Source organism: uncultured Holdemanella sp., assembly GCF_934772795.1.
In the GTDB taxonomy this organism is placed as follows: Bacteria; Bacillota_I; Bacilli_A; order Erysipelotrichales; family Erysipelotrichaceae; genus Holdemanella.
In genome coordinates, this window is the sequence record NZ_CAKVMR010000006.1 from 1 (window position 1) to 14,567 (window position 14,567).

Genomic DNA, 14,567 nt, shown 5'->3' on the forward strand with positions numbered 1-14,567 from the left:
CTTATGTCAATTCCCATTTATACAAAGATATTAAAAGACTATTTTAAATTTATTAACAAGGAATCCAATGGTCTCCAACCCATTTATTCAATGTTTGATTCCATAATCTTCTATACAATTTTCCGTTTATAAATTTGTATTTCCAGACTAGCTGATCTTTGTATGGCATAGTAACATCAATATTTGCAGTGACTTCAGTTTCATTTGCTAAAACAGGTGTTACTATATTCATAGATGCGATCAACACTAACATAATCATTATTTTTTTCATAAATTATTTACTCCTCTATAATCGGAATATCCTTAAAACATTCAATTTTTGGATTTGATATTTCAACTCGCTTTTTGCCAAATACTAATTCATATGTTCCATCTTTATGTTTAATAATATATCCCTTATCTATATCTGATTGATCATACATATCTTCATTGTTTGGAGGTTCAAATGCAGACTCCAAAATAATGCTGTTTGTAAGTAATGGAAGAGCTAATACGGCGATCATTAGAATTTTGCTCGTTTTTTTTCGATACATTCCATCCATTAAATAATTTATACGATATTCTAATACATGTGCATTATCTTGAATCATAAAATGTGTAGATTGTCCCTTGAATTCATTTTTACTTTGAATGTTTTTTTGGATTTCTATAAGTGTATACATATATTTCATTACTTCCTCTTTAGAAAATGGACTTGTTGTTTGATAGTCTACACGCATTTCCAAAAATAAATCAATTTTATCTCTTAATCTATATACTGGAATAAACCACCAATACATGATAACTAATAGATTGATAATTTGTTTAGTGCACACATCATGATTTTTAATGTGCCATGTTTCATGAAGTAATATATTTTTTAAATTTTCTTGTGAAAGGTATACGTCTGGTATCAATATAGTTTTATTAAAGCCCATGACCATCGGGGAAGAAACATAGTTTGTTTTTAACACCACATAATTTTCTTCTTGATAGTTATCTATAAAATCGCTTATATGATAATGTTCTGAATGATTTTCAATACGTTTGTACATGTCTTTGGCAATTTGAATTGCGCGAATCCATTTAATCAGGTTCCATATAATGCCTAATGCCCAAACCAATAATAAGAATTGATATACTTGCACATTTGCATAGATCTTATATTGTAACAGTACAATGATTGGATTCATGATTGTGGGCACTATAATGGTTTTAGTAAATTTGAATTCAAGTGGCACAAACATTCTTACTACGACAACAACAACTAACACTGTTATAAAATCTGTCCGAAATAATTTATAACTTTTCTTGTATGAAAGTAATATGTCTAACAGAAGAATCAATAAAAAACTGATGCACAAAGTAATGAAAAGAGATGATGCAGAAAATCGCATTATTTTAACTCTTTCTCTTTTTCTTGAATCAATTTCTTTAATTGTTCAATCATTTCTAAATCATTTGTGTGTTCAACAAAATAAGCTGAAATTTTTGCACGTGTATCTTCGCCAATAAATGAATTCACATATTGAGCTTCGGATATAACTGGTCTATATAATCTTGTGATTGCCTTCTTGTTCTGTCCAATTCCTGCTACTTTGATATATTTGATCTCCAATAATTTTTGTAACGTTTGCTGAATCGTATTGATACTCAAATCTTTGGAAGCTAATTTAATATCGTTTGCAGACATTGCAATATCATGCTTCCATAAGATATCCATGACCTCATTTTCCTTCTTAGTAAATTGTATATATTTCATGTGCGTTCCTCCATTTAAATTTTTTTGTGTATATCTTCTCTTATATTATATGAATAAATATTTATTTTTTCAATTCGAATATAATTAAATATAACGAATATAAAAAAATATAGCAGATATGAATATTTATATTGTATTTTCATGGGTTTTATATTATATTTGAGTTAGAGATAGCGCTATCTTTGAAAAAGGGATAAGCATACTTGGTAAAGTATGTTGATGATTTTCCTGATAATATTTCAATATGAAAGAGATACACAAAGAGTGTATGAAGTTGTATTTAAAAGAATGGGATTTTTTAAATCATAACTTTCCCATAAAAGTACACTAATCTCCAGTTTGAAAGATGTTGTGTCACAAGAGAAACATTTGATTTTCTGGGTTTACTCATTTCAATAGTAAGACATGGAAGGGTTACTACATTGTGGATTAAAAAATCAGTCGGAAATGAAAAAATGATTTAGCCTGATTTGTAGAAATGTTCAAAAAAGTTTTAAATTGGAAAGGTTCTTTGAAATGTGGCAGGAAAGAATCATTCACCCATATATCCATGTAGATATATGGATTGTGATGAAGAAGCCATATTTATTAAAAAATGTTTAAATGTAGCAGTGGAACTGTATGTGGGAAAATCGCACGTGCATTTTTTAGACGAGTTTAATTTCAATTGTTTAATGTTAAAATTAGGAGGTGTATTTACTTATGAATAGAAAAATTAAACGATTATCGATTCTTGTGTTTAGTATGGTTTTGTCAGTATTTTTTAACACAAATATGTTGAGTGCTAAAGAAATTGATGTGCCTGTTCATTCTCAACAACGCGCCTGTGAAGCAGGAACTATGTATCCTATTCCAGACAAAGGTGAAGTTATTCTACTAGAAGATAACTCAACGATTGAACCATTATATGGATCTGAAATTTCTGCTTTATCTGATGTAAACCGCGCTGCATCAAGAATAAATGTAAATAAGTCATATAGTATTCGCATTCAAGATCAAGGTGGTAGTTGTGTATCAAGTGCTAAAGTCACTGTAACGGGTGCATATACATATAATAACGGGAAAATTTCAAATGTTAGTTTAAATGCCGCAATTACATATGTGCCTACATTATGGACTGTTTCTATTAATTCACAATGGCACAATATTAGTGGTTCTAGCTTAACACATAGTATTAACTATCGTTCTTCTGTAAATGATCCATATTCTTGTTTAGTAGGTGGAGGTTATTGGTATAGTGGTGCAACCATTAAAATTCGATAATATTATTTATAATAAGAAAGAGGGTGTAAAAAATGAAAAAATATGTGGATGCATTCCTTGTGATTATTGGATTATTAATTATTGTTGGGACAGTAATCTGTTATTTATTCTATAATTTAAATCCAACTACAATGTATGCCATCTGTGGAATTGTTTTAGTGATAATGGTTTTATTACTATATATTAGAAACTATAAGAACAATCATTATGGTGGCAAATTCAAAAATGATTTTCCTGATGCACATTAATCCAATTATTATTGATTCTTTTGTATAAATTTAAATTTCTCAATAAAAGAGTATCACTTGTTGCGGTGATACTCTTTCGTAACTTTGGTTTAAGTAGAAAATAAGGGTAATCCGCAATTAGATAGGGTCGACTAAAAGTTGGCTTCAAAAATTGTAGGGTTGAAAACCCTATGAGTGTTTAAAGGATTATTAACTAGGGAGCAGAGATGTTTAAACTGTTTGATGAATTTTTTCATATTTTAGGTAAACATTAATAAACTTTTCTTGAAGATTTATTGGAAGACCTATTGATAGTAATATAATCATGAATTTGTCTTACAATGGTTCCATTTTGATAAACTAATTAAAGATATATTTTACACATGTAATCGAAAAAAGGTGAACGTTTACAAATCTGCGAAATTGCGACATAATTTATGTCTTTAGATAGATTAAATACTCATAGAATTGTATAATAGTACTAGGGAATAGGTTCATGATGAAAACAAGGAAAAAAAACATGGAATAGAATACAAAGAGAAAAGTTAGCGTTGAAGAATTGAATGAATTATCAATTGTTGATGGTAATGATGGAAATCCAGAACCCAGATGTTCTATTTCTAACATTATCATTACGACTGTTTTGGTATCATTAGTGTCTATTTCATATTTTACTACTAGTCCAGAGCAGTGCTAGTTAATTGGATGTATTCCCACGTCTATTCGAATCGCTGCTCCAAATTCGTATAGATGAGTAGAGAGGATTTATGTGTATGGTAGAAAAGTTTTGTGATAATAGAAATTTTAAAATACTTAAAATAAACAAAAAAACAGAAAATATTAGTATGTTGATCATTGTGTTATGTACATTGCTACTATTGGTATTTTTTTTAAAGATTAAAAGATTTTATATTAATGATATAGACTTGTTTTTTTCTGCATTTGGAGCTGTGCTTATTTCTGTTTTTCCTTTTAGTATTATACATGAATATATACATTTGCTATCATATCCGAAAAAAAGTAGAAAAAAAATAATATTCAAAATGAAGAACTTACAACCGATAATATCTGTTGAAAGTGATGCGAGGATGAGCAAGTGTAGAACTCTAATAATGTTAATATCTCCGACGCTTGTCTTGGCAATTATTCCTATTTTTTTATCATTCATTATAAAAAATTTGATTCTTATGACTTTTCTTATTTTTTTTGGCTTTTCAAGCTTAGCAATGTCGGTAAGTGATATATATTTTTTTATTGTTATATTGTTAAAAATGAGAAATAACGAACTTTTTTATCAAGAAGATAATAAGATTTATATTTTAAAAAAATGAAGTTTTTTTCAGTGTGTGAAGGAGAATATGATTATGGAATATCAATTTATAGAATTTACTAAAAATATAATTAATAATTACAAAAACAGAAACTATTTAATCCTAAATTGAGTATTCCATGGTGGCGGAGCCACCCAATCCATGAAAATAGAACCACCGAATCCATTTGGACAGAGCCATGCAATCCATTGCTCAGAGCCACTAAATCCACGAAGAGGTAAGCGTCAAATAGAGCCCATATTAAAAGATCCAATTTGAAATGATACAATGTCATTGCCAAATGGATCTTTTCTATTTTACATATAGATTCTTTGGCTGCTGTTTAGAGCGCAGCAATACACTATTTATGATTTCATTTGATAATCCTTATAATCCGTCTTTAGATTTCTCATAATTTAACTATCTGATCTACATAATCATTCCATTCATTATCATGAGATACGACGATAGTTATTGTATTTTTATTGTATTTTCTAATTAATTTTACAGCATCCTTCTTTGACTCTACATCCATTGCATTTGAAACCTCATCATAGATATTAATCAATTTAGTATTAGCTAAAGATCGTGCAAGTAATATTTTTTGCATTTCTCCTCCAGAAAATGATGTACCATAATCATCTAATTCATTAGAAATAGGGGTGTATATAGTCAATGGAAGTTTTTGTATTTTTGAAGCTATTCCAACTTTATCTAATAAATCCCATACAAGTTTCTCGTCTGCATCCTTATTTTGAATTGGACGCATAATAATATTATAAATTAACGGTAATGCATAAAGTTGGCCATCTTGAAACATTATATTTACATTTTCTTTTAGCCATTTTTGTTCAGCTTTTATTACACCATTTATATAAATATCACCACAAGCTGTCTTGTACAAGCCACATATAATGTTTAATAGTGTAGATTTTCCTGCTCCATTTTTCCCTTGTATCAAATATATCTTATTATTTTGAAATTCATAATTAAAATTATCTATAATTCTTCTGCTTTTGAAAGAAAAAGAAATGTTCTCTAACTTTAGCGAATCTAACAAAAAAGGATAATTATTTAGACAATCATTATCTGATTCTGATTTTTTTGATTCAATGATTTCTTTAAATTCCGAAATATATAAAGAATTTTGGTAAAAATCTGGAATAATATTAAATATTGATTTTATATATAAACATAAATCCATGGTGCTATTATATAAAACTAAAAAATCACTTATCAAAATTTCGTTGACAATATATTTAAAGAATAAAATAATAATTGTACAAAATTGAAGAATAAATTCCAGTATATCTTGCATCATGGTTACTTGAATACTTTTTTTTGCATATTTCTCATTAATATGATATATATCATCAACAGACTTTTTATACGTTGCTTTAATTACTTCAAATATTTTAAATTTTCTTAACTCTTTTGAATATTGCTTTAGATATACAGTTCTTGTAGTATAATCAAATATTCGCGATGGATATATGCTATCTATATTTTTTTTGAAATCTAATTTTGCTTGGTAAAAGTTCAATATTACACTAAATAAAACAACGATAAGGACTAATACTATAATCCGAAAATCATATTGTATGACAATAGATCCAATTCCAATAATTGATAAAATTTGGGTCAATAATTTACCCAAGTTATTTTGTAAAGATAATATATTAGATAAACCTTGTGTCATATTCAAATATATCTTATCGTAATATTCCTTATCTTCGAAAATTAAAACATTTTTATTTAAAATTGAATTATATAAATCAAAGTTTGTGCGTTCTGACATAATTATCTTTTTTAGTTCTATCGATTGCTTTTCAATTTTATTTTGCAAATAATCAACAATTATAGAAATTGTAAAGATTATAAACAACATAATAGTTAATACATTTATTTTTTTTTGTAGAAAAACATCCAATAATACTTTTAATGAATAAACAGAAAATATTGATGAAAAAGCAGTTAAAATGACATTTAAAAATTCAAGAAAAATATAAGATTTGTCTATTTTATATATATACTTGATTGCATAAAATACATTTTTGTAAAAGACTTTTATTTTTTTCATATATATTCCATCCATTCTATCCAATCAAGTAAGCAGTTATTCACCGTGAATAACTGCTTATAACTTAATGTTATCTTGGTGTTACTGCACCAGCAGCACTAGCTGTATTACGCATATAATCATTTTGATCTTTTCTAATCCATTGACCAGGTCTTGTAGTTGCATCACCTGTGCAAACGTTTCGGCATGCGCAAGCTCTAGGTTGAACACTAGACAATGTACTTTTTCCGATTACAGTTTTCTTTAACTTGATCATCTTGCTGTCTCCTTTCTATTTTCCATGATATGTCAAGCGTGCACTTTCTTAGCACACCACTTCAAAACTAAATACAAAATCACACTATATAGTCCAATAATTACAACTCCCGCAAAATATCCAAAATAACTAGTACCTAATAGGTTCATTCCAAAATCTCTGTATGACATTGGATTGAATGTATTGATCTTCTGCATGTTTCCTAATGGCGATGCAAAAGAACAAAGACCCAAGACAACTAAAAATACAAGCAAAGATAAGTATTTGTTTTTCATAAGTTTAGATAATACAGTTATGAGTAGGACATAAAATGTTGTGGACATCACAATTCCAAATGCTACAAATAGTGTACATTGCCACAATGGCATCAATTCCATTCCTGGCGTTGTAAACTGATTGACACTCATATTCGTTAGTCCACTTGCCACAAGCTCAATATGATCCAATCCTTGTGTATCCCAATAATGAAAACCAGTAAATCCTGGCTTATAATATAAAACCGGATAGATCAGATTCGATACACCTTTAAAAGGTACAAGAACTATCATATAAACTAAAACAGGCAGGAAAACAACCAATAGAACAAAAAGCACGTCAGAAATCAAATTCCATCTCACATATTTTTTCTTTACTCCAGAAATAGTTAGAATTGTTTTTTCTGTCTTTGCTCGTCTTTCTCTTTGTTGAAACAATAGAAGTCCAACCAGCAAAGGTAAAACTACAGGCAATATATATCGAGCTATCTGTAATGAAACACTGGATGCATCCACATATGAATATGTTATTGGAGTAAGATCATGTTTTAACAAGTAGTCAAAGTAACGAGCCTGCTGCATAGAACAAAAATATAAATTAATATCATTTGATTTTTGTACAATTAATTTCTCGTATTGCGACAAATCAGGTAATCCATATTCCTTCCTTAATTCTTCTAGAACATCTGCATGTTCAAAATAGGAATCATTAGGCATGTTTGAAGTCACCATATACCACTGTGCTTCCAACACACCCACCTTTACTTTATATTCACAATATGACTTCCAATTTTTTTCTTTTCCATCCTGCTCACCCTTATCAATGGTCTGACGTATCAAATTTACTTCATCCATGAATTCTTGGTAAAGTTTGGGATCATTCTTTTGTGAAACACTTGCTATACTAATGCCTAGTGATGTTTGATATGGACTTTCCGTAAATGATTTTGTATTCAAAATAAACAACAAAGCAATCTCACAAATGATGAATAGTACGATTAGAATCAGATTTTCTTTTCTCTTTAAATTAGATTTGATATTGAAAAGCACATAAGTCCACATTTATCTCACCAACTCTCTTTTTCTGAAACATTGTAATGAAATCAAACTACAAGACAGAAAATACATCAAGCTTATAATAGCAGCTAGGACAACCTGCTTATAAATAATCATGTTCACAAAATCAATATGTAAAAATGGAATATACACAAAGAATCTAGAATAGCCTGTTACATTTCCTAAGACAAAGAAAAGTGCATATAGAATTAGATTTACAGCTACAATAAATCCATTATTTAAACTAAATGTAAATAACAATGCAGATATACCTACCACAAATATACTTTCTACAACTAATAGAATAATACTTTTCGCAACAATTTCTTTCACTGTATACATCTGATTAAAGTAAAAGTATGGATAATCACAATTTCCAATTCCAAAAATCAATCCAGAAAGAACGATAATCAAAAGCATCACTATTATCAAAAAAGCCGCTGCAAACAATGAAAACTTTATCTTATTCAACAGTAATTTTTGCTTTGAAATTCTTGAAACATATAAGTTTTTATAAAACCCACTTTCCATTTCCAAACCGAATATATCGCATAATAATATGCATAGGATCAACATGACAACTAAATACAGTTTTTGATTAAACAGTTCATTGAATATATTAAAAGTATTAGGTTCATATGGACTATTCAACATTTCAATATGATTCTTCTTTAGATATTTCAACTGCTTTGTTTCATTCTGCAAAGTTTGAACATCTCTTTTCTCAAAATCATTGATAATATACCCCTCATTATTTGCCTGCAGCATCAAGTGGTTCCAACTCAATTTTGATTCTATAAATTCATCTGTTTTATTTTCACTGTTGTAGTAAAAGTGAATCAGACCACTCGCATTACGATAAACCTTTTTCCAAAATTCAGACTCTTCTTCACTTCCTGCTTCATCCATTCTGTTTTCAGAAATTCGATAGGCCTTTTGGTAGATTTTGATTTGAGATTCATTATAGTGTTTATCCATATAAACGTTGTAACCTATAAAACAAACGAGAAAGAATACTAGAAATCCAAATACACCGACATTTCGTTTATTAAAGATAAACTTTTTAAGTTCGTACATCATAATGATGCCTCTTGAATAAACTCGTTGTATACATCTTCTAATGTTTTGTGTATTTGAGTAATATTCTTCACTTGAACCCCTTGCTTTTCTAGATTTGAAAGTACTTCCATAACAGAATTTACTTCTAATTTATAGGTGTTTCCTGTTTGTTCTATGATTTGCAAGTCTGATTGATCTGGTATTTTTCTATCCGTTTCTAATACATATACATTTTCTTTTTCTTCCATGGAAATCTCTTTGATTTTCCCAAAATGGATACCTATAATTCGATCTGCCATCTTTTCAATTTCACCTAACTGATGACTTGAAATTAGTAAAGCTACATTCTTTTCCTTGGCCAAGCGTATCAATTCTTCACGTAAGCCTTGAATCCCCGTAGCATCCAATCCATTCATTGGTTCATCTAGTAACAATACTTTAGGTTCTTTCATTAAAGCCACAGCTAAACCTGTTCTTTGTTTCATGCCCATGGAATATTGGGATACTGCCTTAGTTTTCAGCTGAGAACCAATCTGAGTAAACTCCATCATTTCATGTAGCTTTTCTTTTGAAGCATGATTTAAAGTGGCCATTAATTCCAAATTTTCTTTACCTGTCATATTTTCAAATAATCCAGGACCTTCAATCATACACGAAACATATGATAATGCTTTTTCCCTTTGTTTAACTACATCTTCTTCGCAAATAGAAATAGTTCCTTCGTCCATATTTATCAAATTACACATACATTTCATTAATGTGCTTTTCCCTGCACCATTTTGTCCAACAAAGCCAACTATTTCACCAGGTTTCATACTAAAAGAAACATGATTTAATACAATTTTATCTTTGAAACTCTTAACTACATTTTTCACCTCAACTACATTTTTCATCTTTCTCATCCAACTTTCTTTTTATCATAACAACGATAGAATCAATACTCAAAAAATTATAATTTAGAAAATCCTCTTCAATAAAGTCCATATTAAATGATTGCTTAATCAAAATATATAACTTTACCAACTCTATAGGGCTAAATTCAAACGGTTTTAAAAATAATGATACTTTATAATTGTTATCAATAATATTTTCTTCAATTCCATAATATGTTTTAATAAGGCCTTTAACTTTACCATATATTTGTAAACTATCTATCATCATATTCTCCTAAAATATTAATAATACTATCTACCAGTTCCGAATAATTTATTGTATACATATCGTTTTCTTTAATTGAATCTAAAAGACTAAACGGAAGATATGTATCTTTAGGTTGACTAGATAAAGTCGTTCCTTCTCCAAATCGCCAATAACCATTATTAACTACAAAAGCATCAATTTTCTTATTATATTTTGACTCAGAAACATCTTCAATTTCTTTTACCATATCTCTATCAATAAAATCATAAGGTAAAGACACTATTAAATAATCAGGTCGAATTAAATTATTAAGAAAAGAGAAATAAATTCCAAAATCATTAAATACATAATTATTGAGTTGCGAAAAACCACCGGGTACTTGAACAATAATTAAATCAACATTCATATCGTCATCCAATCTTTTAATTTGCTCATATAATTTATATTGGGTAAAATAAAGTTTTTCTGGTTTTTCCAAAAAAGATGAATCAAAAATAATATCATTAGAATATTTTAAATTTTTATTATAAGTCATTATTTTTGAATTATATCCTGCTTCTTTTAAATAAAATTTTAAATTCAAACTAATCAAACTGTTATGTATAGAGTCAAATATTCCTGAAATATAAATAATTGGTTTTTCAATTGGACTAATTGGACGAGGACTAAAAGATTCATTATCTTTTTTTTGCTTTATTTTAGTATCAAAATAACCAGTTAAATCGTGAATAGTTATCTTATTCTCCTTTGCTAAAATGTATACTTTTTTTATTTGCTTATACAAAGCCAAATTATCACCAGGATTAAGAATTACAAAATCTGTAATTTGATTCCAACTAACATCTGCAATATCTAGCACATTTACTCCTATATCTGGCATATTAACCGAATAAGCAACGTCTCTTCCAATAAGTCCAGTACCTTTACAACTTGCAACAACAAAATCACCATTTATCTTTTTTACATAATCAATTAGTGAAAATGAATAATCATTAAAAGGGAAAAACAATGTAGTTTTAATTGCCATATATCTTTCCTCCATCGATTAACGAAAGTATTTCATTATATGACATTCTATCTTTTAATGCCTGAACGAAATTTTCTCGTTGCACTCTGCATACTTGTAAGCTTTCTTCATTCTCTTCTAGACCACTTACACCAAACTGTTCTGGACATAAATTACACTCACGAACAGCAAAACAATTTATGCATCTGTTCCCAAATTTTCTATTAAAATGCATTAAATTGTTAATATTCTTTAAATTATATCCATCTTTCACATTTCCAATAATCATATCTTTTAATTTTTCATTAACTCTTTCACAAGGATAAAAATCACCATTTACAGAAACAAATGTTTTTGTCATACCTGGTAAACACATTCCTGAAGTAATAAAATCCTTTTCAATATATTCTGCAACTTTATTTCTAGTTCCATTATTAAATTCATCTTTTAATAACTTTTTTTGTGACTCAAATAATTTGGTTTCTTTTTCAAAATGAAAATTATCAATTGTTTCTAACAAGCACAGAAATATCTTGTAATTGTATGAATTTATAAAATCATTACTTATTATATTTTTCTTGTCCGAATAAGAATCATCAATTTTTACAGTATATAGATTTGTATTCTCTAAAAAAGGATATTTATCCAATAGTTTTTCATAGACTTCCATGTTTAAAGATGGATCCAACACCATATTTATTGTCATTTTTTTGAATAGTAATTTATGTTTTTCTTGAATCATTTTAATCTTTTTCAAAACTACATCAAAAACACTCAAATCATTCCCTGCAAAATGTCTATTTTTATCCGTGGAATCTTTATCACCATCTAAACTTATTAACAATTGAAAATTGTTTTTTTCCATAAAAGAAATGATTTCATCTGTTAACAAAGTGCCATTTGTTGTTATTGAGTAATGAATATCTTTACCCTCAAATAATCTATTTGAATAATCTACAATACGATTTACCAATTCAAAATTAAGTAATGGTTCTCCTCCATAGAAACCAATTCCAATAAAATCAGAATCTACTGAATGTTGAAAATAAAAATCTAAACCTTTTTTAGCAACTTCCCAAGTCATATTTACGTTCTTATGATGCCTTATCTTTTCATTAGATTGAGAATAAGGACAGTATGCACAACGTAAATTACAACCTTGAGTCACCTGAAAAATAAAGAAAGATAAATTTCTATCATTTAAATATTCGATTCGCTTTGAAAGAGGATTATAGAGTTGTTTAAATTGATAATCTTTAAAAAATCCTTTTTCTAATAATATTTCGTATTCTTTTTCACATAGCTCGTTACACGAATGTTGTTTTTGCAAATCTGTGAACAGTTCATCCGATATATAAGAAACCAAATTACTATTAACATCGTAAATATATTTTTTATCTCTGTTCTGAAATAAATGATAGAACATATGTAAGCACCTCCTTATTTTCTGAAACCACTTACATATTATATATCATTTACTTGTTCATTTTTCAATATTTATTTTGGTAATATTATATTTTTATTTTTTATCCGAATTATTTATAAAATAAAATTTATTGGTACAGATCTTTGTTTCAGACAGTGGATCTGTTTTTTTATATTCTTTGGCAAATTAGAAGAAGGGATACTCTTCTAATCAAAATTTTTTTAAAAAATTTCTTCGATTGTGCAATTTTTTGCGGTTTTCGTCGGCTCGATTATGAAGGGATATCCCTTCGAAGCTTAGCTATGAAAAGGAGGAATAATAATGGCTAAACCCTATAATCACCGTCGCGCTGAAAATGCGTATAAGAAATGGAAGGAGAAAGATGAAAGGTTTATGAAAAAGAACGGAATGCCAATGGATAAAATTCTTTTAATGAGAGATTTTGATAGAATGCAATTTAACTCCGATCGAAGATTTTTTGAAAAAGTGGATTATGATAGTGAACAAAAAATATCAAAAGTTGTTCAGCCAAATTTATCTGAATTAAACGATCCCAGAACTGTCGGAGATTTCTTGAATTCCATAACAAGTATTACTTTTGCAGAATTATTAGAAGAATTTGGCTTTGAGATGCAGCTGATTATTTTTTTAATGTATCGTGGATATTGTGCAAAAGAAGTATCTAAAATCACAGGAATTCCAGAGTGGACGATTTGTAGAAGACTAGCAAAACTAGATTACACGTATAAAATAAGGAAAACAAATAAATAATTGAATTGCAGAATCGAAGCCGATTCTGCATGCTTTTTAATACTCAGATTTAGTGGTTTTAGTAACTGTAAGCATTAAATTAGTGACTTATTCATTGAAAACTCATGTTGAAACTATTCGTTTTAGAAAAAAATATACTTTTTTTTTATAAAGCTGCAATTTTGAGCCGTTTTCATCGGCTCACTAGTGAAGGGGATACTCGTATCTTCTTAAAGAGGTCTTTGAAAATAGCATAACAACTATTAGATACAACACTTATATATTCGAGCTGGGTCACTACTGCGCGATGATGAAGCAATTCGAGCGACGATACTTTAGATGACAAACAATATTGCTAATTGTGCCATGACAATATATAAGATAATGATACTTCTAGCGACAGGCCCAAGCGTAATATGGGTTGGTGAGATTCCAATGAAAGATAATTAGCAACTATCTTGTCTAATAGGATTCCTTTGTTTTCGGGTAATCAGGTGATAAATAGAAGACGCGATGAATATTTTAATATTAATTATCAACCAGGAGATGTCCTGGTTTTACATATTTTATAGGAGTGGATAGAAATGAAAGTGAAAAAAGGAGAAATCTATTTAGCAGATCTGAGTGATGCCTCAGGATCAGAACAAGGAAAAGTTAGGCCGGTATTAATTATTCAAAATAATCGTGGAAATAAATATAGTCCAACTACGATTGTTGCGTGTCTTTCTTCTAAGATTTATACAAAACATCATCTTCCAACACATTGTATTTTGCCAGATGGACTAGGATTGAAGTACAGATCTATGGTGATGTGTGAACAAATTCGAGTGATTGATAAGTCGAGATTATTTAAAAAGATAGCAACGTTAAATAAAAGGCAAATGGCTATTATTGATAAGAAAATAAAAATTAGTTTAGATTTACGTTTACATAACCCGAAGAAATGATTCTTCTGGTTATGGACTCTTTTCCTGTGGAAGCAGTAATGAAACACTGCTT

General features: G+C 28.7%; 16 protein-coding genes. 5 read left to right on the forward strand and 11 right to left on the reverse strand.

The features are described 5' to 3' along the window. Positions 1–52: 52 nt before the first annotated feature. The 3 genes from Q0F04_RS02340 to Q0F04_RS02350 are packed head-to-tail and all read right to left on the reverse strand — an operon-like array spanning position 53 to position 1,741. Complete coding sequence (locus Q0F04_RS02340; RefSeq protein WP_117924904.1) at positions 53–271, reverse strand: hypothetical protein; 219 nt, start codon at positions 269–271, stop codon at positions 53–55. A gap of 7 nt (positions 272–278) precedes the next feature. Further along, entirely contained in the window at positions 279–1,376 is a 1,098-nt protein-coding gene (locus Q0F04_RS02345) for a M56 family metallopeptidase (protein ID WP_295749712.1), read from the reverse strand. Beyond that, a complete protein-coding gene (locus Q0F04_RS02350; RefSeq protein WP_256268729.1) occupies positions 1,376–1,741 on the reverse strand; it encodes a BlaI/MecI/CopY family transcriptional regulator in 366 nt (121 codons plus the stop codon). Before Q0F04_RS02350 ends, Q0F04_RS02345 begins: the two co-directional genes overlap by 1 nt. A 702-nt stretch (positions 1,742–2,443) precedes the next feature. Between Q0F04_RS02350 and Q0F04_RS02355 the strand changes: the two genes are divergently transcribed. The 3 genes from Q0F04_RS02355 to Q0F04_RS02365 all read left to right on the forward strand — a co-directional run bounded on the left by Q0F04_RS02355 (position 2,444) and on the right by Q0F04_RS02365 (position 4,562). Continuing rightward, positions 2,444–3,004 carry a hypothetical protein gene (locus tag Q0F04_RS02355; RefSeq protein ID WP_256268728.1) on the forward strand — a complete coding sequence of 187 codons (561 nt, stop codon included), beginning with the start codon at positions 2,444–2,446 and terminating at the stop codon, positions 3,002–3,004. Positions 3,005–3,036: 32 nt separating this feature from the next. Further along, positions 3,037–3,252 (forward strand): hypothetical protein, encoded by a 216-nt coding sequence (locus tag Q0F04_RS02360; RefSeq protein WP_256268727.1) that lies wholly within the window; start codon positions 3,037–3,039, stop codon positions 3,250–3,252. Positions 3,253–4,004: 752 nt separating this feature from the next. Then, complete coding sequence (locus Q0F04_RS02365) at positions 4,005–4,562, forward strand: DUF3267 domain-containing protein (RefSeq protein WP_295749718.1); 558 nt, start codon at positions 4,005–4,007, stop codon at positions 4,560–4,562. Between the two features lie 388 nt (positions 4,563–4,950). Here the strand turns inward: Q0F04_RS02365 and Q0F04_RS02370 are convergent, their stop codons facing one another. The 8 genes from Q0F04_RS02370 to Q0F04_RS02405 all read right to left on the reverse strand — a co-directional run bounded on the left by Q0F04_RS02370 (position 4,951) and on the right by Q0F04_RS02405 (position 12,818). After that, a complete protein-coding gene (locus Q0F04_RS02370) occupies positions 4,951–6,621 on the reverse strand; it encodes an ABC transporter ATP-binding protein (RefSeq protein ID WP_295749721.1) in 1,671 nt (556 codons plus the stop codon). A gap of 70 nt (positions 6,622–6,691) precedes the next feature. Then, complete coding sequence (locus Q0F04_RS02375) at positions 6,692–6,877, reverse strand: hypothetical protein (protein ID WP_295749724.1); 186 nt, start codon at positions 6,875–6,877, stop codon at positions 6,692–6,694. A gap of 32 nt (positions 6,878–6,909) precedes the next feature. After that, positions 6,910–8,193 (reverse strand): hypothetical protein, encoded by a 1,284-nt coding sequence (locus tag Q0F04_RS02380; RefSeq protein ID WP_295749727.1) that lies wholly within the window; start codon positions 8,191–8,193, stop codon positions 6,910–6,912. Continuing rightward, complete coding sequence (locus tag Q0F04_RS02385) at positions 8,194–9,267, reverse strand: hypothetical protein (protein ID WP_295749730.1); 1,074 nt, start codon at positions 9,265–9,267, stop codon at positions 8,194–8,196. Further along, on the reverse strand, positions 9,264–10,139 hold the full coding sequence (locus Q0F04_RS02390; RefSeq protein ID WP_050755978.1) for an ABC transporter ATP-binding protein: 876 nt from the start codon (positions 10,137–10,139) through the stop codon (positions 9,264–9,266). Before Q0F04_RS02390 ends, Q0F04_RS02385 begins: the two co-directional genes overlap by 4 nt. Then, positions 10,123–10,404, reverse strand: coding sequence for a hypothetical protein (locus Q0F04_RS02395; RefSeq protein ID WP_295749735.1), 282 nt, complete (start codon positions 10,402–10,404; stop codon positions 10,123–10,125). The genes Q0F04_RS02390 and Q0F04_RS02395 overlap by 17 nt, the downstream gene beginning before the upstream one ends. Further along, the gene (locus Q0F04_RS02400; RefSeq protein WP_295749738.1) at positions 10,394–11,413 is read right to left on the reverse strand and encodes a hypothetical protein; all 1,020 of its coding nucleotides are present in this window, start codon (positions 11,411–11,413) and stop codon (positions 10,394–10,396) included. Before Q0F04_RS02400 ends, Q0F04_RS02395 begins: the two co-directional genes overlap by 11 nt. Then, on the reverse strand, positions 11,403–12,818 hold the full coding sequence (locus Q0F04_RS02405) for a radical SAM protein (RefSeq protein WP_295749741.1): 1,416 nt from the start codon (positions 12,816–12,818) through the stop codon (positions 11,403–11,405). The genes Q0F04_RS02400 and Q0F04_RS02405 overlap by 11 nt, the downstream gene beginning before the upstream one ends. Before the next feature lie 321 nt (positions 12,819–13,139). On the opposite strand from Q0F04_RS02405, the gene Q0F04_RS02410 reads away from it, so the two are divergent. Both Q0F04_RS02410 and Q0F04_RS02415 read left to right on the forward strand, forming a co-directional pair. Then, positions 13,140–13,589, forward strand: a complete 450-nt coding sequence (locus tag Q0F04_RS02410; protein WP_295749744.1) for a hypothetical protein — start codon at positions 13,140–13,142, stop codon at positions 13,587–13,589. A 563-nt stretch (positions 13,590–14,152) separates the two neighbouring features. After that, positions 14,153–14,515 (forward strand): type II toxin-antitoxin system PemK/MazF family toxin, encoded by a 363-nt coding sequence (locus tag Q0F04_RS02415; protein ID WP_295749747.1) that lies wholly within the window; start codon positions 14,153–14,155, stop codon positions 14,513–14,515. Positions 14,516–14,567 lie beyond the last annotated feature (52 nt).